This is a genomic window from Brassicibacter mesophilus (assembly GCF_050433385.1).
Classification (GTDB): Bacteria; Bacillota; Clostridia; order Tissierellales; family Proteiniboraceae; genus Brassicibacter; species Brassicibacter mesophilus.
Genome location: NZ_JBNPXI010000018.1, coordinates 78,473 through 101,073 on the forward strand (window position 1 = coordinate 78,473; position 22,601 = coordinate 101,073).

At 32.9% G+C, this 22,601-nt stretch carries 21 protein-coding genes; all 21 read left to right on the forward strand.

The features are described 5' to 3' along the window. The first annotated feature begins 30 nt into the window (after positions 1-30). Positions 31-1,422 (forward strand): tRNA lysidine(34) synthetase TilS, encoded by a 1,392-nt coding sequence (gene tilS, locus HNR33_RS16780; RefSeq protein ID WP_429085419.1) that lies wholly within the window; start codon positions 31-33, stop codon positions 1,420-1,422. Positions 1,423-1,466: 44 nt separating this feature from the next. Then, positions 1,467-2,003 carry a hypoxanthine phosphoribosyltransferase gene (gene hpt / locus HNR33_RS16785; RefSeq protein WP_429085421.1) on the forward strand — a complete coding sequence of 179 codons (537 nt, stop codon included), beginning with the start codon at positions 1,467-1,469 and terminating at the stop codon, positions 2,001-2,003. A 99-nt stretch (positions 2,004-2,102) separates the two neighbouring features. Then, on the forward strand, positions 2,103-3,914 hold the full coding sequence (gene ftsH, locus HNR33_RS16790) for an ATP-dependent zinc metalloprotease FtsH (RefSeq protein WP_429085422.1): 1,812 nt from the start codon (positions 2,103-2,105) through the stop codon (positions 3,912-3,914). A 213-nt stretch (positions 3,915-4,127) separates the two neighbouring features. Then, entirely contained in the window at positions 4,128-5,270 is a 1,143-nt protein-coding gene (locus HNR33_RS16795) for an MFS transporter (protein ID WP_429085424.1), read from the forward strand. Then, a complete protein-coding gene (locus HNR33_RS16800) occupies positions 5,270-5,500 on the forward strand; it encodes a hypothetical protein (protein ID WP_429085426.1) in 231 nt (76 codons plus the stop codon). The genes HNR33_RS16795 and HNR33_RS16800 overlap by 1 nt, the downstream gene beginning before the upstream one ends. 161 nt (positions 5,501-5,661) lie before the next feature. Further along, complete coding sequence (locus HNR33_RS16805; RefSeq protein ID WP_429085428.1) at positions 5,662-5,784, forward strand: hypothetical protein; 123 nt, start codon at positions 5,662-5,664, stop codon at positions 5,782-5,784. A gap of 60 nt (positions 5,785-5,844) precedes the next feature. Next, entirely contained in the window at positions 5,845-5,943 is a 99-nt protein-coding gene (locus HNR33_RS16810; RefSeq protein WP_429085429.1) for a hypothetical protein, read from the forward strand. A 296-nt stretch (positions 5,944-6,239) separates the two neighbouring features. Further along, complete coding sequence (codB, locus tag HNR33_RS16815) at positions 6,240-7,505, forward strand: cytosine permease (protein ID WP_429085431.1); 1,266 nt, start codon at positions 6,240-6,242, stop codon at positions 7,503-7,505. Positions 7,506-7,534: 29 nt separating this feature from the next. Then, positions 7,535-8,806 (forward strand): cytosine deaminase, encoded by a 1,272-nt coding sequence (gene codA / locus HNR33_RS16820; RefSeq protein ID WP_429085433.1) that lies wholly within the window; start codon positions 7,535-7,537, stop codon positions 8,804-8,806. A 188-nt stretch (positions 8,807-8,994) separates the two neighbouring features. Beyond that, positions 8,995-10,023, forward strand: coding sequence for a LacI family DNA-binding transcriptional regulator (locus tag HNR33_RS16825; protein WP_429085435.1), 1,029 nt, complete (start codon positions 8,995-8,997; stop codon positions 10,021-10,023). 11 nt (positions 10,024-10,034) lie between these two features. Beyond that, positions 10,035-11,150, forward strand: coding sequence for a 4Fe-4S binding protein (locus HNR33_RS16830; RefSeq protein ID WP_429085437.1), 1,116 nt, complete (start codon positions 10,035-10,037; stop codon positions 11,148-11,150). A gap of 35 nt (positions 11,151-11,185) precedes the next feature. Beyond that, positions 11,186-12,880 (forward strand): PucR family transcriptional regulator, encoded by a 1,695-nt coding sequence (locus HNR33_RS16835; protein WP_429085439.1) that lies wholly within the window; start codon positions 11,186-11,188, stop codon positions 12,878-12,880. A 189-nt stretch (positions 12,881-13,069) separates the two neighbouring features. Further along, on the forward strand, positions 13,070-14,014 hold the full coding sequence (locus HNR33_RS16840) for an oxamate carbamoyltransferase subunit AllH family protein (RefSeq protein ID WP_429085441.1): 945 nt from the start codon (positions 13,070-13,072) through the stop codon (positions 14,012-14,014). Positions 14,015-14,021: 7 nt separating this feature from the next. After that, positions 14,022-15,581 carry an acyl-CoA synthetase FdrA gene (gene fdrA, locus HNR33_RS16845; RefSeq protein ID WP_429085443.1) on the forward strand — a complete coding sequence of 520 codons (1,560 nt, stop codon included), beginning with the start codon at positions 14,022-14,024 and terminating at the stop codon, positions 15,579-15,581. Between the two features lie 17 nt (positions 15,582-15,598). Continuing rightward, positions 15,599-15,769 carry a hypothetical protein gene (locus HNR33_RS16850; protein WP_429085445.1) on the forward strand — a complete coding sequence of 57 codons (171 nt, stop codon included), beginning with the start codon at positions 15,599-15,601 and terminating at the stop codon, positions 15,767-15,769. A gap of 58 nt (positions 15,770-15,827) precedes the next feature. Further along, positions 15,828-17,090: a YlbE family protein gene (locus tag HNR33_RS16855; RefSeq protein ID WP_429085447.1), complete on the forward strand. Its 1,263-nt coding sequence runs from the start codon at positions 15,828-15,830 to the stop codon at positions 17,088-17,090. 38 nt (positions 17,091-17,128) lie between these two features. Further along, entirely contained in the window at positions 17,129-17,929 is an 801-nt protein-coding gene (locus HNR33_RS16860; protein ID WP_429085448.1) for a cyclase family protein, read from the forward strand. A 65-nt stretch (positions 17,930-17,994) separates the two neighbouring features. Next, entirely contained in the window at positions 17,995-19,182 is a 1,188-nt protein-coding gene (locus HNR33_RS16865) for a CaiB/BaiF CoA transferase family protein (RefSeq protein ID WP_429085450.1), read from the forward strand. Positions 19,183-19,233: 51 nt separating this feature from the next. Then, on the forward strand, positions 19,234-20,172 hold the full coding sequence (arcC, locus tag HNR33_RS16870) for a carbamate kinase (protein ID WP_429085452.1): 939 nt from the start codon (positions 19,234-19,236) through the stop codon (positions 20,170-20,172). A gap of 280 nt (positions 20,173-20,452) precedes the next feature. Continuing rightward, positions 20,453-22,093 carry a methyl-accepting chemotaxis protein gene (locus HNR33_RS16875; RefSeq protein WP_429085454.1) on the forward strand — a complete coding sequence of 547 codons (1,641 nt, stop codon included), beginning with the start codon at positions 20,453-20,455 and terminating at the stop codon, positions 22,091-22,093. 302 nt (positions 22,094-22,395) lie between these two features. Then, positions 22,396-22,601: FAD binding domain-containing protein (locus tag HNR33_RS16880; RefSeq protein WP_429085456.1), on the forward strand; the 206-nt coding region annotated here is incomplete at its 3' end.

Genomic DNA, 22,601 nt, shown 5'->3' on the forward strand with positions numbered 1-22,601 from the left:
AGATGTAAATAAAAAATGTTAGGTGATTTTATGATAAAAGACAAAGTAATACAAACAATAAAGTATCATGGCTTAATCAATAGTGGAGATAACGTTGTTATAGGCGTGTCTGGTGGGCCAGACTCTATGGCTTTGCTTAGCATCTTAAATAACGTTTCAATAGAAATAGGCTTTAAAATATACGTAGCTCATGTAAATCATTGCGTAAGAGGAATTGAAGCAGATAAAGATCAGGAATATGTCAGAAGTTTTTGTACCCGAATGAATTTGCCTTTTTACTCTAAGAAAATAGATATGAATGCATATGCAAAGGAAAGAAAATTAACTTCTGAAGAGGCAGGAAGAGAGATTAGATATGCATTTTTTAATGAAATAATATCTAAGCTTCAAAATGGAAAGATAGCAGTAGCGCATAATAAAAATGATCAGGCTGAAACATTGCTGATGAGAATCTTAAGAGGTACTGGAATAGATGGTCTTAAGGGAATGGAATATAAAAATGGAAATATAATTAGACCTTTACTTGATATTGAAAGAAGTGAAATCGAAAAATATTGCGACGAGAATTGTTTAGATGCTAGAATAGACAGAACTAATTTAGAACCTATATATGGGAGAAATAAGATAAGACTTGAGTTAATACCTTATGTAGAGGAAAACTTTAATCATGGTATAATAGATACATTAGCAAGGACATCTAGATTAATGCAGGCAGATAGTGAGTTCTTAGTGAGATGTGCAGAAAAAAAATTTAAAAATATAGTTGTAGAAGAAACGATAAATAGTATAGTATTAAGTATAGAAAAGCTTATAAAAGAACATCATGCAATAATGACAAGAGTGTTGAGGTTGAGTATAGAAAAAATAAACGGCAGCCTAAAAGGGATAGAGGAAAAGCATATTATCGACATAATTGACCTAGCATATGAAAGTCAGACAGGCAAGTATATTACAATATCAAACAATATTGTTGCCAGATTAAGCTATGGCAACTTAATTATCGAAAGAGGTAGTAAAGACAAGTTTACTGATTTTACGTACGAAATAAATATTGGCAAGATAACTAGAATAGAGGAGCTTAAAAGTACTTTAATATCAGGCATTCACTGTATATCTGATATAGATACAAAATATAAAAGCAAATATATAAAGTTTTTTGATTATGATAAAATAAGTGATAGAATGTTTGTTAGAAACAGGAAGAGTGGTGATAGGTTTACACCATTAGGAATGAAAGGCAGTAAAAAGCTAAAGGATTTTTTCATTGATGAAAAAATACCAAGACATGAAAGGGATAGAATACCTCTTGTAGAACATAAAGGAAGTATAATTTGGGTTATAGGTTATAGAATAAATGAGGAATATAAAATAACTCCGAGTACAAAGAATGTCCTAGTATTAGAATATTCTATTGACCATTAAATATTATAACTAACATTACAACAAAATTTTAAGGAGGAATTATGATGAGAGAATACATAAAAGAAGTACTTGTATCTAAAGAGCAGTTACAGCAGAGAGTAAGCGAAATAGGAAAGAAGATTTCAGAGGACTATAAAGATAAGGATTTAATGCTAGTAGGAGTTTTAAAAGGTGCATTTATGTTTATGTCTGATTTAGCTAAAAACATCGATATACCACTAACTATAGACTTTATGGCAGTTTCAAGTTATGGAAACTCTACAGAATCATCTGGAGTAGTAAGAATTTTGAAAGATTTAGAAGCTAGTATTGAAGGTAAGGATATACTGATAGTTGAAGATATAATTGACACTGGACTTACTCTAAGTTACTTAGTAAGCAATCTAAAATCAAGAGGAGCAAGCAGTGTTAAGATATGTACATTACTTGACAAGCCTGAAAGAAGACTTGTTGATGTAGAACTTGAATACAAGGGCTTTGACATACCAGATGAATTTGTAGTAGGTTATGGGATAGATTTTGCTGAAGGATATAGAAATCTTCCAGATGTATGTGTGTTAAAGGAAAGTGCCTATAAGTAATTGAAAGACAGATAAAAGCAGATATTGTTGTTTTTTGATAACTATTATGGTAGAATAAAATGATACAATAATCTGCTTAGTTTGAAAGGAGGACTATAGTTGAGGAAGTTTTTCAGGGGTATAAGCTTTTATTTGCTTATATTCATAGTCATAGTGCTTGTTGTTCAGCTTTTATCAAAAAATGTAGAAGAAACGAAAATCATTGACTATACTCAATTGATAGAAGAGATAAATGCCAATAACGTAAAGAGTATTACCATTGTCAAAGATGATACCGTTAAAGGTAAGCTTAAAGATGATACGTCGTTTACTTTGACCTTACCTACTAGTTCAGATAAATTTTATGAAGATTATCTAAAAACTCCAATTAATGAAGGAAAAATTAAAAATGTAGTTGGTGAACAGGAGCCTGAAACTCCATGGTTTTTACAAGCTTTACCGACCATATTTTTAATACTTGTATTTGTAGTATTTTGGTTTGTGTTTATGCAGCAATCTCAAGGTGGTGGAAACCGAGTTATGTCTTTTGGGAAAAGCAGAGCCAAAATGCTTAAGGATGATAGTAAAAAAATTACCTTTGCTGATGTAGCAGGGCTTGATGAAGAAAAGGAAGAGCTTAGAGAAATAGTTGATTTTCTTAAAAGTCCAAGAAAATATATAGAGTTAGGGGCGAGAATACCAAAAGGTGTACTTATGGTAGGACCTCCTGGTACAGGTAAAACTTATTTGACTAAAGCAGTAGCAGGTGAAGCAGGAGTACCATTTTTCAGCATAAGTGGTTCAGACTTTGTTGAGATGTTTGTTGGAGTTGGAGCTTCACGTGTAAGAGACCTATTTGAACAGGCAAAGAAAAATTCACCATGTATAGTATTTATAGATGAAATAGATGCAGTAGGAAGAAGAAGAGGCGCTGGTTTAGGTGGCGGTCATGATGAAAGAGAACAAACATTAAACCAGTTACTAGTTGAGATGGATGGATTTGGTGAGAATGAGGGTATAATAATTATAGCAGCGACAAATAGACCAGACATCTTAGACCCTGCACTTTTAAGACCTGGTAGATTTGATAGGCAAGTGTACGTAGGAGTACCTGACATAAAAGGTAGAGAAGCTATACTAGGCATTCACACTAAAGGAAAACCGCTTGAAGAAGATGTAGATTTAAAGGTGGTTGCAAGAAGAACTCCTGGATTTACTCCAGCTGATTTAGAGAATTTGGTTAACGAGGCTGCCTTACTGACAGCTAGAAATAATCTTAATAAAATACCTATGTCACTTATAGAAGAAGCATCAACTAAGGTAATTGCTGGACCAGAAAAGAAGAGTAGAGTAATAAGTGAAAAAGAAAAGAAACTTACAGCATATCATGAAGCAGGCCATGCATTAACAGCTAGATTACTTCCAGGCTCTGATCCGGTTCACATGGTTACTATTATACCAAGGGGTAGAGCTGGTGGATTCACAATGTATCTTCCGGAAGAAGATAGAAGTTATATGACTAAGACAGATATGGAAATACAGCTTGTGCATATGCTAGGAGGACGATTAGCTGAAAAGCTTGTTCTAGGAGATATAAGTACAGGTGCACAAAACGACTTAGATAGAGCAACAAAGATAGCACGAAACATGGTTACCCACTATGGTATGAGTGATGCTCTAGGACCTATGACTTATGGTGATGATGATAATGAAGTATTCATAGGCAGAGATTTAGCAAGAAGCAGAAACTACAGTGAAGAAGTTGCTGCTGCTATAGATAAGGAAATGAGAAATATTATTGACAAAGCGTATAGTAAAGCTGAAACATTACTAAAAGAGAATATTGATAAACTTCATAGAGTTGCAGAAGCATTGCTAGAAAAAGAAACTCTAGGTGCTAAAGAATTTGAAGAACTGTTTGTAGGTGCATAGAAGAAAGCTGATTATGTCAGCTTTCTTTTTTTATCCTTTTCTATACTTGATTTTGTCAATAAAGAGAGAAATATAATAAGTTGGATAAAAATTTCCCGGGTAATGATTCCTTTTGTCAAATTGAATAGAGGGTTTTTAGAGGTGATGGTTAGTTTGACACAACACTATAATATGTTATACTAATTAGCAGTAGACTTCTTTGGGGTGATTATAATGGACAAAAATTCGAAAAAAATGGTTATAATGCAATTAGTATTTTCCATATTTAAAAGCTTTGTGCTGATATTTGTAAATATCTATTTGTGGAAAACAGGGAAAAATATCAAGGCAGTGGCAGTATTTAATATTTTTAACTATATTGCTGCCTTTGTATCTTTTTACTTAGGAAATAGGGTAGCGCTTAAGAATACTAAACTTAATTATCTAATGTCATCACTTTGTTTTATTTTACTTTTTGTTGTTACATCAATAATGGGAGATAACATCTCAAATTATGCAATCTTAATAGGAATTCTAGGAGGATTTGGAGACGGACTGTTCTATTTCAATTTAAATGTGTTTCAAGCAAGCGATTTGAACAGAGATCAAGCTGATAGTTTTATGAGTATTATAGGAATTGTAACTAAAATATCTTCAGTTGTTACTCCGATAATTTCAGGTATTACAATTGAAAAATTTGGTTTTGCTAAAATGGCATATGTTATAATAATTTTATTAATTATTCAGATTGCAAATGCAATTACCTTGCCTAATAGAAAGATTGAATATGTAGCTAAACCAAACTTCAAACATATGTTTAGCATAAAAAGCTATAGAAGAGTAATACTTACTCATTTAGTGCATACTCCTTATGGGCAATTTATAATAATGGCCAATAGTGTTTTTTTGTTTTCCTTTGCAAAAAGTGAATCTTTAATGGGGCTACTAAATTCTCTTTTCGCTATATCAGGAATAATTTTATATTACACTTACATTAAGGTTCAAAAAAAAGTTTCGCGAAACAAACTAATGTTCATTGGTGCCATTGCACTTGGGCTATCTATGTCATTACTGTTTAGACCTAGTTTTACAACCTTTGTTGTTTTTAGCTTAAGTATTAGTATAGGAGATGCATTCTTTAATAAGCCATTAACAGGGATTCAGATATATGTTTCTGGTAAATACGGTAGAACAGATGATGAATTGTTAGGTAACTTAGTATTTAGAACATTTTTGCTCACTGTAAGTAGAACTATATTTTATTTATTAATATATTTCTTCTATGTTGACAATAGTTCATTTATTTTTAGGATTTTGTTGGTACATAATATAATATCTCCTTTTTTAAGCTACTTTCTGTGTAAAGAGGAGATATAGTGATAGAGATTTGTGCTTTTACCTTTAGTTTATACGAGTTAGAAGAAATATTAAGTAATAAGAATATTGACTTTGGAGAAAGAGTAAATCAAATAATTAATAATCTACCTAGTAGTTCAAGAAATGGTGTTTTAGAGTTAAGAGAGTTTAGAAAATTTTTAAAAAAGAAATCTATAGTAAACTCTCTTGAAAAGCTGAAAGGGATGCTAGCGCAGTATGATAAAATATAGAGACTACGCGGCTATTGTTCTTAATGTAAATAATGAAAAAAGAAAGATAATTATAAAAACCTTCCGATACTCTATTGAGAGTGCTTAGAGAAAGTTTTAGACTTACTGGAGGGAAACCTGGGTGTGAAAATGGAGACTGGGAGCGTGTACAGTTCTTCTAGATGAAAAGCCTGTTAATCGTGTATGATGTTGTTGCTAAGGTTGGAGATAGTAGCATAGCAGTAATAGAAGATCCCAATGATATTGAAATTCAAGAAGCTTTTTATCAAAAATGTGGCTTTTAACGCGACTATTGTACATTAGGATTTATATTAGAAAAACATACTGAAGTCGATGATGAAGTAATGGGGGAATGGCTTCGAAGCAACTTATGTAGATGTACAGGATATGAAGAAATTATAGATTCTTTAAAAATCGCTCAGCAGAAGATAAAGAAAAGATAAAAATAGTAAGTAGGATATAAAACTGTCAGAAAACTTTCTGACAGTTTTATATTTTGTTTTTGTAAAAATATTATAAACAAATAATGATTTTACTAGAAAAGCATGTAAAACATTAACAAAATTCAAAATATTTAAAAAAAGTAAAGGATATAGACATAAAATATAGAATTATTAATGAAACCGTTTTCATTATATAGTCAAATTGATACGTGCTAAAATATCGTGCAAACTCTACAACATTTGGATTTACAATGATGATGTAATGTAACTGGTTACATTTCAAAGGAGGGAATTCAATGTCAGAGAACCAAAATGTAAAACATGATGATTATGCACTGGAGCCAGTGCCAGAGAAAGACCGAAGAGGTTTGTTCTCTATGTCAATGGTAATGCTAGGGCTAACTTTCTTTGCCGCAAGTATGTGGACTGGAGGAACCCTAGGACAAGGGTTTAAGCTTTGGCCCGATTTATTCTTTGTAGTTATCTTTGGTAATTTAATACTCGGAATTTATGGAGCTTTTCTTGGTTACGCAGCGTCAAAAACAAACCTTTCAACACATATTCTTGCAAGATATGCTTTTGGGGTTAAAGGCTCTAAACTTCCATCTTTTATGCTCGCTTTCACGCAAATTGGTTGGTTTGGTGTAGGATTAGCAATGTTTGCATATCCAATCAATCGTTTTACTGGCATACCTATTTTACCACTGATAATAATAGGTGGAATTTTTATGACAGCAACAGTTGTAATAGGTATGAAGGCAATAGAGTGGATAAGTACTATTGCTGTTCCAGCAATAATTATATTAGGAACAATGTCCGTTGGAAAAGCAGTTATTGATACTGGAGGTTTTAATCAATTAGCGGATATAGCCCCATCTAATCCTTTGACGGTAGCTGTAGGGGTAGCTTTAGTAGTTGGTTCTTTCATAAGTGCTGGAACATTGACTCCAGACTTTGTAAGATTTTCAAAGGATAAAAAGACTGGCGTAAGTGCTACAGTGATCGGATTTAGTTTTGGGAATAGTCTTATGATATTATTTGGTGCTATAGGTGCTATAGCTACAGGGTTTGCTGATATTTCAGATGTTCTTGCTGCTCAAGGACTTTTAGGTGCAGGCATTGCATTACTAGCATTAAATGTTTGGACTACAAATGATAATGCTTTATACGCATCAGGATTAGGTCTTGCTAATATAACTGGATTAAAAAGAAAGCACTTAACAATTTTTGCAGGAACAATTGGAACCATATTCTCTGTATTTCTTTACAATAATTTTGTGAATTGGCTAACATTCTTGAGTGTTTCTCTACCACCAATAGGAGGTATTATAATAGGAGATTTCTTCTTAAGACATAAAACAGAATATAAACAGCCTAAAGATCATGAATTTAAAGATATTAATTGGTCTGCTATAATTGCTTGGGTTATAGCTATAGCAGTATCTGTTATATCACCGAAGAGTGGTGTACTAAGTATTGCTCCATTAAACTCTATAATAGCGGCAGCTGTAGGATATGCAGTCATTGACAAGGCTATGCATAAGAAGAAAGCAACTAAGTAGACATATAAAGACTTAAAAGGAGGATAACAATGGAACTTATTATTAGAAATGCGAAATTAAGAGGAAAAAAAGAATTTTTTGATATTGGTATTGAAAATGGTGTATTTAAAGCAATAGAAAATAAAATAGAAGTCAAAGGAAAACAGGAAATAGATGCTAAGGGTAACTTAGTTTCTCCACCTTTTATTGATCCACATCTTCATCTAGATGCTGTTTTAAGTGTTGGAGATCCAAGCTATAATATGTCAGGAACTTTACTAGAAGGAATAGAAATTTGGGGTGAGCGCAAGAAAACGCTAACAAAAGAAGTTATAAAAAAGAATGCTATCGAAGCAATTAAATGGGAAATTGCAAATGGAACATTAAGAATAAGAACGCATGCAGATACAACTGATCCTAAGCTAACAACTGTAGAGGCATTAGTAGAAGTTAAGGAAGAAATGAAGGATTATGTTGATATTCAAATTGTTGCATTTCCTCAGGATGGAATCTTCGCTGTACCTAATGGAGATAGACTGATGGAAAAAGCTATGGAAATGGGAGCAGACGTTGTAGGTGGTATTCCTCACAACGAGCTCACAAGAGAGGATGGAGTTAGGGATGTAGAATTTGCTTTCGAGCTTGCAAAAAAATATAATGCATTAATTGATTTACACGTTGATGAAACTGGGGATGATCAATCAAGATTTGTTGAAGTTATGGCAAAATACACAATTTTAAATGGAATGCAGGGATTAGTATCTGCTAGCCACACTACAGCGATGCATAACTATAACAACGATTATGCATTTAAATTAATTGGAATTTTAAAAAGAGCAGAAATGAATATGATAACCAACCCATTTGATAACTCTGTTCTTCAGAATAGAACAGATGGATATCCTAGGAGAAGAGGTCATACGAGAGTAGATGAACTAACAGAAAGAGGTGTAAATGTAAGTATAGGACATGATTCAATCATGGATCCTTGGTATCCAATGGGCAAGGGAAGCATGCTTCAAGCTGCTAATCTGTTAATGCACACAGCGCATATGAGTGGATACGACCAAATACCTCAGCTATTTGACATGGTAACTTTAAACTCCGCTAAAACTCTTAATATAAGTGATAGTTATGGTATAGAGGTAGGGAAGAATGCAGATTTAATTGTATTGGATGCAAAAACTGAAATGGATGCTATAAGAATTATGAGCGAGTGTTTATATGTAATTAGAAAAGGAAAAATTGTATGCAGTACCACTCCTTCAATAAGAGAGCTAACACTAGATGGAGCAGTAAGAAATATAGATTTTAAGCTTTAATATAGATTATTGTCAGTAAAATTAAATGATAATAATATAATACACATGAGGTATAGTTCTAAAACAAAAAAGTTAGAGGTACTAGACATTTTAATAGCTAGTACTCCTAACTTTTTTGTTTTAATTGTCTAAAAGCTCAAAAGTGATATAATAAAGATATAATAAAAGTAGAGTTTTGGAGTGAAATTATGTCAAATATCAGAAAAGTATCTCAAAAGGTAGGAGTTTCTGTTGCTACAGTTTCAAGGGTTCTAAACCACCCAGAACTAGTTTCAGAGGACACGAGGAAAAAGGTACTAGAAGCTATGAGAGAATTAGACTTTGTACCGAACAGTGTTGCAAGAAGCTTAGCGATGAATAAGACAAGTACAATTGGACTCGTTATTCCGAATATTCTGAATCCATTGTACCCAAAGATTGCAAAGGGAGTAGAAGATGTAGTTTATAAAAAAGGATATAATATTCTGCTTAGTAATACAGAGTATGATATTTCACGAGAAAAAGAATCAATTGAGATGCTTTTAGGAAAAAAAGTGGACGGGCTTATTATTTGTTCTAGTTTACTGGAACAAGAAGATATAGATAAGATTAAAAAGCAAGACACACCCATAGTTTTTCTCGGAGGACTTATTGAGGATAATGGCTTGAATATAGTTTATACCGATTATTTGTTAGGAGCATACCTTGCAATAAATCACCTAATAAACACAGGATATAGAAAGATAGCGTATATAGGTGGGACCATGAATAAAAGAGAAAATATAGAAAAGCTTAAAGGATATAAAAAGGCCATGAATGAATCAGGTATTGAACTCAAGTCAGAATATATTTTAGAAGCAAAATGCGACATAGAGTCAGGATATTTAGCCTTTAAAAAGCTACTGAGATTAGATATTAAACCTGAAGCTATATTCACAGCTAATGACCTAATGGCATTTGGTGTAATAGATGCTATAAAGGATTTGGGATATAGTGTTCCTGATAACTTTGCAGTAGTAGGATTTGATGATATAAGTATGTCATCGCTTATTGAACCTAAGCTTACAACTGTTACCCATCCGGTGTATAGAATGGGATTAACAGCAGCAAGGCTACTTATAGATGAGATAGAAAGTAGTTGTGAAGAAAATTTTAAGCAGAAGATTTTTATCCAGCCTACGCTTAAAATCAGAAAATCTTGTGGGCATGAAAACAGGATTAAAGAAATATTTAGTTAAAGGGTGATTATATGGGTTTGTCAGTCAACTTTATGGGAATAAAGCTCAATAACCCTATCATTGTTGCAGCAGGTCCTCTTGCGGGAAGTGGTGATATGATGAGAAAAGCCATAGAAGCAGGGGCAGGGGCTGTTGTTACTAAGACTATTGCTAACGAAGTAAGATCTAATGTTAGACCTAGGATAGTTGCAAATAGTCTAGGTATGCAAAACATTGAGCTTTATAGTGATTATACTCTTGAAGAATGGGAAAGAGAAATATACTATGCAAAAGAGAAAAAAGGTGTAATAATAGCAAATATTCTAGCTCATACCCCTTCGGAAATGGCTTATTTAGCAAAAAAAGTTGAAAAATTTGGAGTTGACGCCATTGAACTTGGGATATCAATACCTCATGGAGAAGGAATAGAAGTTCTCATTACTGACCCCAAAAGACTTTATTCTTTAACAAAAAGTGCAGTAGACTCAGTAAAAATACCTGTTATGGTGAAATTTTCTGCCAATGTAAATAATATGGCTCTATTAGCTAAGATTGTAAAGCTGGCTGGTGCAAGCGCAATAAGTGCTATAGATACTGTCAGATCAATAATGGGTGTAGATATAGAAAAAGGAAGAGCACTTCTTCCAACCTATGGAGGCTATTCAGGCGAAGGTATTAGACCAATAGGTTTGGCGGCTGTAGCAAGTATTAGTCAAGCCGTCAATATACCTGTTTCGGGCATAGGTGGAATAAGTAATTATGTAAATGTATTAGAGTATATCATGTTAGGTGCTAGTACTGTACAGCTATGCACTGCTCTCATGCTAAATGGATATGGAAAAATAGATGAAATACTTAATGATGTGGAGAATTGGATGTCAAGTAAGCGTTACTCATGTATAGAAGACTTTAGAGGAAGTGCATTAAAATCACTTAAATCCTTTGAAGAAATACCAGCTGAGCCTTTTATAGCTAAAATTAATGGAATTTGTAATGGGGAGAAGTGTAAAAGTTGTATTAAGTCATGTATATATGATGCTATCAGTATTAATCATCATGATGGTATCATTATAAACCATGAAAAGTGTACTGGTTGTGGATTGTGCGTTAGCGTTTGTAAAAAATTAAATATATATCTAGATTGGTAGCAATTGAATTACACAATGAAGTGAGAGGTGATTACGTGTATAAATCTTCAGGTATTACTGTAAGAGAACTTTTAGAACTAGATGTAATGAAAGAAGCTAAGGTATTAGCAGGCAAAGATGGGATAGAAAATAAAATAACGAAAATGAATGTAATGGAAGTACCTGATATCGTGAATTGGGTTGAAGCAGGAGAATTTTTACTTACTACTGCATATTCTATGAAGGATAATCTAAAGGAACTTAGTGAACTAATAGTAAAGTTGAATGAAAAAGGATTAGCTGGACTTGGTATAAAGACTAAGAGATACATTAAAGATATACCAGAAAATGTTTTGGAAATTGCAAATGAATTAGGGTTTCCGTTAATTGAAATACCATATGAAATTTCATATTCAACTTTGATTGCACATGCTCTTACTGAAATTATTAATAATCAAACAAATATTCTTTATAAAATTGATAATATCCATAATAAACTTTTGAATGTTATGCTTAATAATGGGGGTTTAAAGGAAATAGCCGAAGCTTTATATGATAGTATAGATAAAAATTCAATGGCAATAAGAGATTATTTATTTGAGACTAATGTTATAATGTGTGAGGATTGTAAAAAGGAATACATTGAAAGAATTCTTGATGAAGAGACCAATAGGAGAAGGAAGGATAAAGATAAAGCCATAGAGCCTTCACTAAGTAAAAGAGCAATTGATGTTTTCGGCGAAGAGAAGGTGAATAGGATAATAATTCCTATATATACAAGCGATAAAGACTATGGCTGCATATATATATGGGAGGATAAGAAACCTATTACACCGGTTGAATTGACAGTTATTGAAGCATCGACTCCAATAGTTGCATTAGATTTATATAAAAAGATTTCAATTTTTGAAATTCAAAGTAAGCATAAAATTGAATTTTTTGAAGACCTTCTATCGAATGAAGAAAGTAGGCATAAAAAAGCATTAGAAATAGCACCTTACTTTGATTTTGATCCTGCACTTAGCTATTCTGTTGTAGTAATAGCTATTAATGATAGTAAAAAATACAATAAATACGATCCTACAACAACTGACTATCTTCACCAAATTAATATGAAGATGTTTAGCATAATAAAGAGAATCACTAAGAACAGATATGAAAGAATAGTGTATGGAAATAAAAGCAATAAAATAATAATCCTATTTGGAACTGAAAATATTGAAAAGATAAAAAAGGTAAAGCAGGATATAAACTTATTCTGCAATGAAATAATAAGGTATGCAGATTATGAATCTATTAGTGATGATATTTGTATTGGCATAGGAAGAAATTATAAAGAGACTCAAGATTTATGGAAAAGCTATAGAGAAGCTAATAGGGTAATAGAGTACCTAAACAAATTTAATAGCAAAAAGATAGTGCATTATGATGAGTTAGGTATCTATAGAATACTATCTTATGAAGAACTCCAGCCAGAACTTCAGCAGTTTTATACAGAGCTGCTAGAAACCTTAGTGAAATACGATAGAGAAAAGGGTACTGATTTTATTGAAACCTTAAATAAATATTTTAAATATGCAGGAAATCTAAAGAAAGTATCTGAAGAAATGTACACACATTATAATACTGTTATCTATAGAATACAGAGAATAAAAGAAATTACAGGTATAGATCTTGAAGATTACAATGAGAGGCTAAACCTTCAAATATCATTAAAGATTCATGAAATGATGGAAAGCGGAAAAGATTAAAAAAATGGCGTCCCTTAAAGCCAAGGGATGCCATTTTTTTATTAATTATAGAATGCTTTATTAACTACTAACAAAGAGTAAGTACATTTTTTGGAATATTACATAAAGAAATAGGCTCTTAAATAAGGTATTATATTAGTAAAGACAGTAACAAGATATTTCAAATTGTAAATCAAGGGATTTGATCCTATGAATGCAGTGAGCATATGCAAACAATTACAGGAAAATATACAACAGAAAAATTTAATAGGAATAGTTCACTCTGTATTTGATAGTGCATTTAATGTGATTACTTCTGATAATCAATTTATTGCGATTTTGGCATTTAATAAGCCTATGTCTCCAAATGCTATAAAACTATCTGAAAGTGTTTCTTTGCTAGAGCTAGGAATTGAGCCTGGAATGAAGGTGTACTTTCATGATGAATATGCATGGATAGAAAGTATTAATATGACTATTATATATGACATGGCTTCAAGATGGAATAAAAGTCCAAATTTTATTTATTCTAAAGACAAAAAGGAAAACGTTTTTAAAAAAATAAACATTATAAAAGAATTCTTAATAAATGAAGGAAAAACAGAAGGTATCTTATCATTACTAACGACATTAAACGAAAAATATAGAGGATTTGAACTGATTTTAGCTGATGGTCAGGACATAGATAAAAAGGAACAGTTTATAAAAAAGAGGTTCTTAAATTTCATAGAGTCATATATAAATGAGTCTATTGAACTTATTGCAGATACTACAAAAAATATAGTTGGTTTTGGAGCAGGTCTTACTCCATCTACAGATGATTTTATTTCAGGATTGATGATTTCTAGAATATATTTATTTGATTATATGAGTAAGGATGTAAAAAATGCTTTAAAGTTTAATGAGCAATTGATCATGAAAATAGATGGAAAAACAACAACAGTAAGTGAAGAGATGTTAAAGTTTTCGTCTAAAGGAGAAGTAAATGAAAATATACGAAATCTAATGTTAACTCTTATATCAGATACAGCATTTGATGAGTTCATCAATAGTTTAAAGACAGTGGCTAAATTTGGTGAAACTTCAGGTACAGATATTATTTCTGGAATATATATTGGAAGCAAAATATTGTTTAATCAATACTCTAGGAGGTAGATTATAAATGAGTAGTGTAAAGTTTGAGATTAGAAAAAATACTTATTATGATTCTGTTACATTAATGCTTATATCAAAAGAAATTAAGAAAATCGAAGGTGTAAAAGAAGCATTAGTGGGAATGGGAACTGACTTAAACAAGGAACTTACTAGGAATCTAGCTATAACTAGCCCTGAAATAGAAGAGCTGACTCCAAATGACTTCTTTGTTAGTGTTCTTGCAGAGGATCAAGTTCAGATTGAGACGATAGTCGGTGAAGTTGATAAACTTCTTAGCCAAAAGAAAAAGGGAAGTGATGCTGACTATATGCCGCCAACTTTAGATTCAGCAATTAAGCATGAACCTGAATCTAATATGGTAGTTATATCAGTTCCAGGAAAATATGCAGCTGATGAAGCAAAAAAAGCATTGAACAATGGCTTAAATGTTATGCTATTTAGTGATAACGTAACCATAGAAGAAGAGAAGGAATTAAAAGAGTTAGCTAGTGGAAAAGAACTTTTAATGATGGGTCCAGACTGTGGTACAGCTATAATTAACAATGTTCCGTTAGCTTTTGCTAATGTTATTAGAAAAGGACACATTGGTGTTGTAGGTGCTTCAGGAACAGGAACTCAAGAAGTAACAGTTTTAATAGATAAGCTAGGTGAAGGAGTTTCTCAAGTAATAGGAACTGGTGGAAGAGATCTTAAGAAAGAAATAGGTGGTATCATGATGCTTTTAGGAATTGATGCCCTCATGAATGATCCTCAGACTAAAGTAATAGTACTAGTTTCTAAACCACCTGCAGAAGAAGTTGCAGAAAAAGTACTTAAAGCAATAAAAGATTCTCCAAAACCAGTAGTAGTAGATTTTATTGGTGGAGATAAAGCGCTTATCGAAAAATATGGCGCACATGCATGCTGTTCATTAGAAGATGCTGCTAGGAAAGCTGTTGCACTATTAAGAAATGAAGAAGTAAAAGATTTTGAAGGATTTAGCTTATCAGAAAATGAAATAAGCAAAATAGTAGATGAAGAAGTAAGTAAGCTTTCTTCAGAACAGAAATATTTTAGAGGATTTTATACAGGTGGAACACTTGCAGATGAGGCTATGAAGCTTTTAGGTAAGGACATTAAAGAAATATATTCTAACATACCTCTATCCCCTGAATATAAGATGCAAGACATAAAACTGAGCAAAGGAAACACTTGTATAGATTTTGGTGATGATGAATTCACAGTAGGTAGACCACATCCAATGATAGATCCAATATCTAGAGTTGAAAGACTTATTAAAGAAGGAGACGACGATGAGATAGCCGTAGTGTTAATGGACTTTGTATTAGGATATGGCTCTCATGAAGACCCTGTAGGAGAAATGCTTCCAGCTATTAAAGAAGCTAAGGCGAAAATGGCTAGTAGAGGAAAACATCTTTGTATGGTTGGCTCAATATGTGGTACTGAAAATGATCCACAAAACCTAAAAGAATCTCAAAAGAGATTAGAAGAGGCTGGAGTCATAGTTATGCCTTCAAATGCTCAAGCTGTAAGACTTACAGGATTAATCCTTAATAAAATTAGATAAGTTTGGAGGTTTTTCAGATGTCAAAAGTTAACGAGCTTTTCAACAAAGAGCTTAAGGTTATTAATGTAGGACTTGAATCATTCTATAAAGACCTGAAAGGACAAAAGGTCGTGGTGACACATGTTGATTGGAGACCTGCTGCTGGAGGGAATAAAAAACTTTCTTCCCTTTTATCAAGACTTAAGTAATTGTTTTGTACTGTTATAAATATTTAAAAACTTAATAATCTTATAAGGAGTGAGATAAATGATAGCAGAAAAAATTGCTCAAGCCAACAAAGAAGCTCTTGATAAAATATTGAGTGCACAGCCTGCGATTGTTGGTATAGGAAAAGCGGGAGATGATATCCCAGGCATGACTAAAAAAACTATTCTTCATGCAGGACCACCTATCACTTGGGATAGAATGAGTGGACCACTTAGAGGTGCTATTATTGGAGGACTAATCTATGAAGGACTTGCTGCTAATGAAGAAGAAGCAAAAGCATTAGCTGCATCAGGAGAAATAACATTTGATTCATGTCATCATCATAGTGCAGTAGGTCCAATGGCAGGTGTAGTAACTTATTCAATGCCAGTTTGGATAGTTCAAAATAAAACTTTTGGAAATTATGCTTACTGTACACTAAATGAAGGATTAGGAAAAGTTTTACGTTTTGGATCATTTGGAGAAGAAGTTATTGAAAGACTTAAATGGATGGAAAACACATTAGCTCCTGTACTAAAAGAAGCGTTAGCACTTTCGGGGGAAATAGATCTTAAAACTTTGATAGCTCAAGTTCTTCAAATGGGTGATGAAGGTCATAATAGAAATAAAGCAGGCACTTCACTACTAATAAGAGAATTAGCTCCATATATTGTAATGACTAAGTTCCCTGAAAAGGACAAAGTAGACGTACTCAAGTTTATGAATAGCAATGACCACTTCTTCCTTAACTTAACTATGCCAGCTTGTAAATGTACTATGGAGCCGGCTGAAGGAACTAAGTACAGTACGATAGTTTATACAATGGCTAGAAATGGTACTGAATTTGGTATTAGAGTTGCAGGTATAGGTAACAGATGGTTTACAGCTCCAGCTGAAATAATAGATGGATTATACTTCCCAGGATTTACAAAGGAAGATGCTAACCCAGATATAGGTGACAGCTGTATAACTGAGACAACAGGTATTGGAGGATTTGCTATGGCTTCTGCTATACCAATAGTTCAATTTGTTGGTGGAGTTCCACAAGATGCTATAAATTACTCTAAATCAATGTATGAAATAACAGAAGCAGAAAATAATGCATATAAAATACCAGTTCTTGATTTCAGAGGAAGTGCAACAGGTATAGATATACAAAAGGTTGTTGAAACTGGAATTCGTCCAATAATCAACACAGGTATTGCACATAAGGACCCAGGAGTAGGTCAAGTAGGTGCGGGACTTGTAAGACCACCAATGAAATGTTTTGAAGATGCTCTAGAAGCTTTTGTAGAAATGCTTGAGAGTCAAGGTGAATTATAATAATTTCAAATATTTAATAAAAAAAGGGAGGAATACTCATGAATTTATTAAACAACTGGAACAATGTTAAAATGTATGATTTAACTCAAAAATTAAGTCACTTAACACCACCATGGCCTACTTATGAGCCATTACAAATCAAGTTTTTCAAAAGATTGTCACCAAACGGCGCCAATGGACAGCTAATAACAACTTCAAACCACGTAGGAACACACTTAGACGGTCCTATGCACTTTGATACATCAGGAAGAGACATAGCATCATTACCATTAGACAAATTAGTAGGACCTGGAGTAATAGTTGACTTGTCAGATGTGGCTGAAGACTATGGTATTTACACTCCACAAGATATCATGGACAGAGTAGAAGTTAAAAAAGGAGATATCCTTATAATAAACACTGGATACCATAAATATGGTTGGGACCAACCAGAAGCAGATGAAAGAAGATATATGTTAAGACATCCTGGACCATCAATGGATTTCGTTGATTGGGTAAAAGAAATGGAAATTAAGTGGATTGGTGTTGACTGCGGTTCTGCAGACCATCCAATGAACACTAAGATTCGTGACTGGGAGCCAAGAGAAGCTGAAGCAGCTGATAGATACTTACAAGGAAAATATGGAAAAGGATTAAATGACATTTATCCATGGCCAGATGTATATCAAGCAATGCATATTCAAGTATTCCCAAGACCACATGAAATTATCCATGCTGAGAATCTTGGAGGAGATATCGATCAAATACTTAACAAACGTATGATCATTGGTTGTTTCCCATGGAGATTTGAAGGTGGAGAGTCTTCAATCTGTCGTATAGTAGCTTTCGAAGCTGAATAATAGAATATAAAAACATATACCTGCCCGCCTTTTAGGCGGGTAGATATGTAATCAGGAGGATATCGATGAGACAAGCCTTAGACAATATAAAAGTCCTTGATTTAACTAGAGTATTAGCTGGACCATATGCGACAATGATATTAGCAGATTTAGGAGCAGAAGTAGTAAAAATTGAGATGCCAAAAACAGGAGATGATTCTAGACATTTTGGACCTTATGTTAATGATGAAAGTGCATATTTCATGAGTCTTAATAGAAACAAAAGAAGTATGACATTGAACTTGAAGTCAGAAAAAGGTAAAGAGATATTTTTAGAAATGATTAAGAAAGTAGATGTAGTAGTAGAAAACTTTAGACCAGGTACAATGGAAAAGCTAGGACTAGGCTATGACTATTTATCAACAATTAATCCAAAGCTCATATATGCGGCATCATCAGGATTTGGACATTCAGGGCCTTATAGCAAAAGAGCAGCATATGATGCAGTAGTGCAAGCTATGGGCGGAATAATGAGTATAACAGGACAAAAAGACGGCAAACCAACAAGAGTAGGAACATCTATAGGAGATATAGCAGCAGGTATGTTTACAGCAACTGGTATATTAGCAGCATTAGTAAATAGAGATACAACAGGCAAAGGACAAAAAGTAGATGTAGCAATGCTAGACTGTCAAGTAGCAATGTTAGAAAATGCAATAGCACGTTACGTAGTCACAGGAGAAGCGCCAAAACCAGGAGGAAACAGACATCCATCAATAGTACCATTTGAAACCTTTGAGACAGAAGATGGAGAAATAATGGTAGCAGCAGGAAATAACTCTCTATGGGCAAAGCTATGTGAAGCTATCGAAAAACCAGAGCTAACAAATGATGAAAGATTCAATGAAAACCCACTAAGAAACGAAAACTATGAAGAACTAAGACCATTGTTAGCTGAGGCATTCGTAAAGAACACTACAAAAGAATGGCAAGACATATTAGATAAAGCAGGGGTGCCAAATGGACCAATAAACACTGTAGATAAAGTACTTGAAGACCCACAAGTATTAGCAAGAGAAATGATAGTAGAAATAGAGCATCCAGTTGCAGGGAAGCTAAAAGTTCCAGGAGTACCTATAAAGCTAAGTGATACTCCAGGTAGTGTAAGAACTCCAGCTCCAACTCTAGGACAGCATACAGAAGAAATACTAAAAGAGTTCTTAGAATATGATAAAGAAGCAGTTCAGAAGTTAACTGAAGAGGGAGTTTTATAGTACATGCAATTAATATAAAAAAAGACCATTCTATTTTCGGGAGGATTATATATGGAGAAAGTTGTTGTTGCCTTAGGGGGAAATGCCCTTCAAGATTCAGGTAGTGCTGCTACGGCAGAAGCACAATTACAGGTTGTGAAGAAGACAACCGAATACCTAGCAGATATCATTCAAGACGGATACAATGTTATTATTGCTCATGGTAATGGACCACAAGTAGGAAGAATAGTAATTCAAAATGAAACTGCAAGAGCTGTTACTCCTGCTATGCCTCTAGATGTTTGTGGAGCAATGAGCCAAGGTATGATTGGATATCATATGCAGCAAGCATTAGGTGATGAATTAAGAAGTAGAAATATACAAAAACCAGTCGTATCAATTGTTACTCAAGTAGTAGTTGACAAAGAAGACGGTGCGTTTGAAAATCCTACTAAACCTATTGGACCTTTCTACACAAAAGAAGAAGCAGAAAAGTTAAGAGATGAAAAAGGTTATGATATTGTAGAAGATTCAGGAAGAGGATATAGAAGAGTTGTAGCATCACCACAACCTAAAAAAATAGTAGAGATTGAAACAGTAAAAACACTTATAGAAAACGATAACATAGTAATAACTGTAGGAGGCGGAGGAATCCCTGTAATTGAAAAAAACGGCAAACTTCATGGTACAGCTGCAGTTATTGATAAAGATTTAGCTTCAGAAAAACTAGCTGAGGATATAGATGCAGATACGTTAGTTATATTGACCGCTGTGGAAAGAGTTGCAATAAATTTTGGAAAACCAGATCAAAAAAATCTAGATATAGTAACTGTGGACGAAATGAAGAATTATGCTGACGAAGGACATTTTGCACCAGGCAGCATGTTCCCTAAAGTAATGGCTGCAATTAAATTTGCTGAGTCAAAACCAGGCAGAAAAGCAGTAATTGCGTCCCTTGATAAAGCTAAAGAAGCGTTAAGAAGAGAAAGCGGCACTATTGTTCAGTTATAGTACTAATATATGATTATTGCTATAGTTGCATAGCTAAATACCGAGAGTCACTCAAAGTGTCATTATATCAAAATATTAATGCAAAATGAGTGGCTCTTTTTTGCATTTGTTAACTTATCACATTAAACTATGAAAAAAATAAATTTCTTTTATATGATTAGCACAAAGGTATTATCAAAATTGATATAGAATACTGTACGTTAACTTCATGTTATAAGCTGGTAACAAAGCAGATTATAACTTAAGTAGTTGCATCTATAATAAATAAGGAGTGATATTTGTGGCATTGTTTTTTCAACGACTTACTGAGTCTAAAGTGTTTAGCTATTATGTGAATCCAAAGATAGATTTTGGAGCTGGCTCTGGTAATATGTTCACATTAAACAAAATAATGTTAATTATCACGATAGTTTTTCTAGTACTGGGTATATATGTAATAATTAACAAAAGAAAAATGGCTCTATTATTAAAGAACGTTGAAGGTGTACTCCATCAATATTCATTAGGAAATTTTCTGGCTGATATGAATGCAGGAAAGACTCTTGAAAACAACTCACGATTAAACACAATATTAAAAAGCTTAAAGAAACAGATGCAAGAATGGCTTTACAATTTATTATATTCTAAGCTTAAAATTGATGAATATACAAATTTACTTCATGATAACATTAAGGCTTCACTGCTTAATATTGATACAATTTCACAGGCTATAGATGATATCGACGAAAACTCTTCAAAAGCTGCAGAGTTTACTTCAGAAAATGCAGCTATAGCAGAAGAGCTTTTAAGTTCTAATACTGAAATTGCAGAAAATGCTATGAATTTTAGAAGCTTCGCTCAAGAGTCTGTGAAAAAAATAGATAAAGACAGTAAGGATATAGATAGAACTTTAGAAGATGCAGCTGAAGTAGAAGTTATTATGAAGAAAATAGCTGAAGAAATTGATTTTCTAAAAGAACATTTAAACTCTATTTTCTCTATGAGTGATGTTATATCTGAGATTGCTGAACAGACAAATTTACTCTCCTTAAATGCAGCTATTGAAGCAGCTAAAGCAGGTGATGCTGGAAAAAGCTTTTCGGTTGTAGCAAGTGAAATTAAAAAGCTTGCTGATGAAAGTAGAGAAACGTCTATTGAGATTAAAGGAAGAATCTCTCAAATTGATTCAAGTATAGATAAAGTAGTGAGTGAAATAGACCATGGAGTAGATAAATCTACTACGATAAAAGAAAAAAGCAATGAAGCCATCAGAAATCTTCATGATATTAATGAAAGAATTAGAGAGATATCTGTGTTCATCGATGGACTTGCTGAAAATATTAATGAACACAACAGAGCTACTGAGTCTCTGGCAAAGAATATTGAGGGAACGTCTGCTTTTATATCAGAACTAAACGGTACGATAGAGGAGATTAAAGCAAACATATTTGAACAACTGGAAAAAGAAAAGGCAAATATGATTGTATCAGACAATATTATTGACATATCCAAGAGGTTTAGTGAATTTACAAAGACTTTTGAAGATGAAATAGACAAAGAATTATTGGCAGTTTGTGAAAAGCTTGCACAGTATGATGAGAAAGGGCTTATAAATAATCAGTTCTTAAAAGAAATATCTGAAAAGACTGGTATTTCAGAATTTTATATCGCTAATTCTGATGGAGAAACTGTATATTCAAACAATCCAATGGGTATAGGCTTTAAATTTACTGATGATAAAACCACTCAAGCATATGAATTTTATGAAATACTAACAGATTCAAGCAAAAAAGTCTGTCAGGAAATGAAGGTTAGAGATATTGATGGAAAGTATTTCAAGTTTGCTGCAGTTTCTAAAAAAGGCTCGAAGGGTATTATTCAAGCCGGGTTAGATCTAGAAGATTTACATGGATTTAGGGGACAATACGCTATGGATATATAATAAAATTATTGTCTTAAGCGTTAGTTTTTACAGCATATAACGATTTTATTAATAGTTACTAAAACATCATATTTATTGTAGTAAAATTTATAAAATTATGACAAAAGGGTTTTTGATATAATTTAGTGTGAAGGTAATATTTTTTTACAAGTGCGGGAATACGTTTTCTCGTATATGACAGATAACATAAATCGATGCTACTAAAATAATCACCAAAATATTCAAAACATTAAAAATATTAAAACATTGACGGATTATATAAATAAAAACAAATAATTGAATTGATATTTGGAGGTGGAATAATGAAGTATTTTGATTACTACAAACCAGAGTCATTAAAAGAAGCAAGTGAGCTTTTAATATCAAATGGTGAAAATGCTCACATATTAAACGGTGGTACAGACCTAATTGTTAGGATGAGAGAAAAATTAACAACACCAAAGGCAGTAATAGATATAAAAGGAATAAAAGAGCTTCATAGACTAAGCTATGATGAAAAAGAAGGGCT

Coding starts and splice junctions, on each gene's coding strand:
- tilS (WP_429085419.1), top strand. CDS start 31: ATGATAAAAGACAAAGTAATACAAACAATAAAGTATCATGGCTTAATC.
- hpt (WP_429085421.1), top strand. CDS start 1,467: ATGAGAGAATACATAAAAGAAGTACTTGTATCTAAAGAGCAGTTACAG.
- HNR33_RS16795 (WP_429085424.1), top strand. CDS start 4,128: ATGGACAAAAATTCGAAAAAAATGGTTATAATGCAATTAGTATTTTCC.
- HNR33_RS16805 (WP_429085428.1), top strand. CDS start 5,662: ATGAAAAGCCTGTTAATCGTGTATGATGTTGTTGCTAAGGTTGGAGAT.
- HNR33_RS16810 (WP_429085429.1), top strand. CDS start 5,845: ATGGGGGAATGGCTTCGAAGCAACTTATGTAGATGTACAGGATATGAA.
- codB (WP_429085431.1), top strand. CDS start 6,240: ATGTCAGAGAACCAAAATGTAAAACATGATGATTATGCACTGGAGCCA.
- codA (WP_429085433.1), top strand. CDS start 7,535: ATGGAACTTATTATTAGAAATGCGAAATTAAGAGGAAAAAAAGAATTT.
- HNR33_RS16825 (WP_429085435.1), top strand. CDS start 8,995: ATGTCAAATATCAGAAAAGTATCTCAAAAGGTAGGAGTTTCTGTTGCT.
- HNR33_RS16830 (WP_429085437.1), top strand. CDS start 10,035: ATGGGTTTGTCAGTCAACTTTATGGGAATAAAGCTCAATAACCCTATC.
- HNR33_RS16840 (WP_429085441.1), top strand. CDS start 13,070: ATGAATGCAGTGAGCATATGCAAACAATTACAGGAAAATATACAACAG.
- fdrA (WP_429085443.1), top strand. CDS start 14,022: ATGAGTAGTGTAAAGTTTGAGATTAGAAAAAATACTTATTATGATTCT.
- HNR33_RS16850 (WP_429085445.1), top strand. CDS start 15,599: ATGTCAAAAGTTAACGAGCTTTTCAACAAAGAGCTTAAGGTTATTAAT.
- HNR33_RS16855 (WP_429085447.1), top strand. CDS start 15,828: ATGATAGCAGAAAAAATTGCTCAAGCCAACAAAGAAGCTCTTGATAAA.
- HNR33_RS16860 (WP_429085448.1), top strand. CDS start 17,129: ATGAATTTATTAAACAACTGGAACAATGTTAAAATGTATGATTTAACT.
- HNR33_RS16865 (WP_429085450.1), top strand. CDS start 17,995: ATGAGACAAGCCTTAGACAATATAAAAGTCCTTGATTTAACTAGAGTA.
- arcC (WP_429085452.1), top strand. CDS start 19,234: ATGGAGAAAGTTGTTGTTGCCTTAGGGGGAAATGCCCTTCAAGATTCA.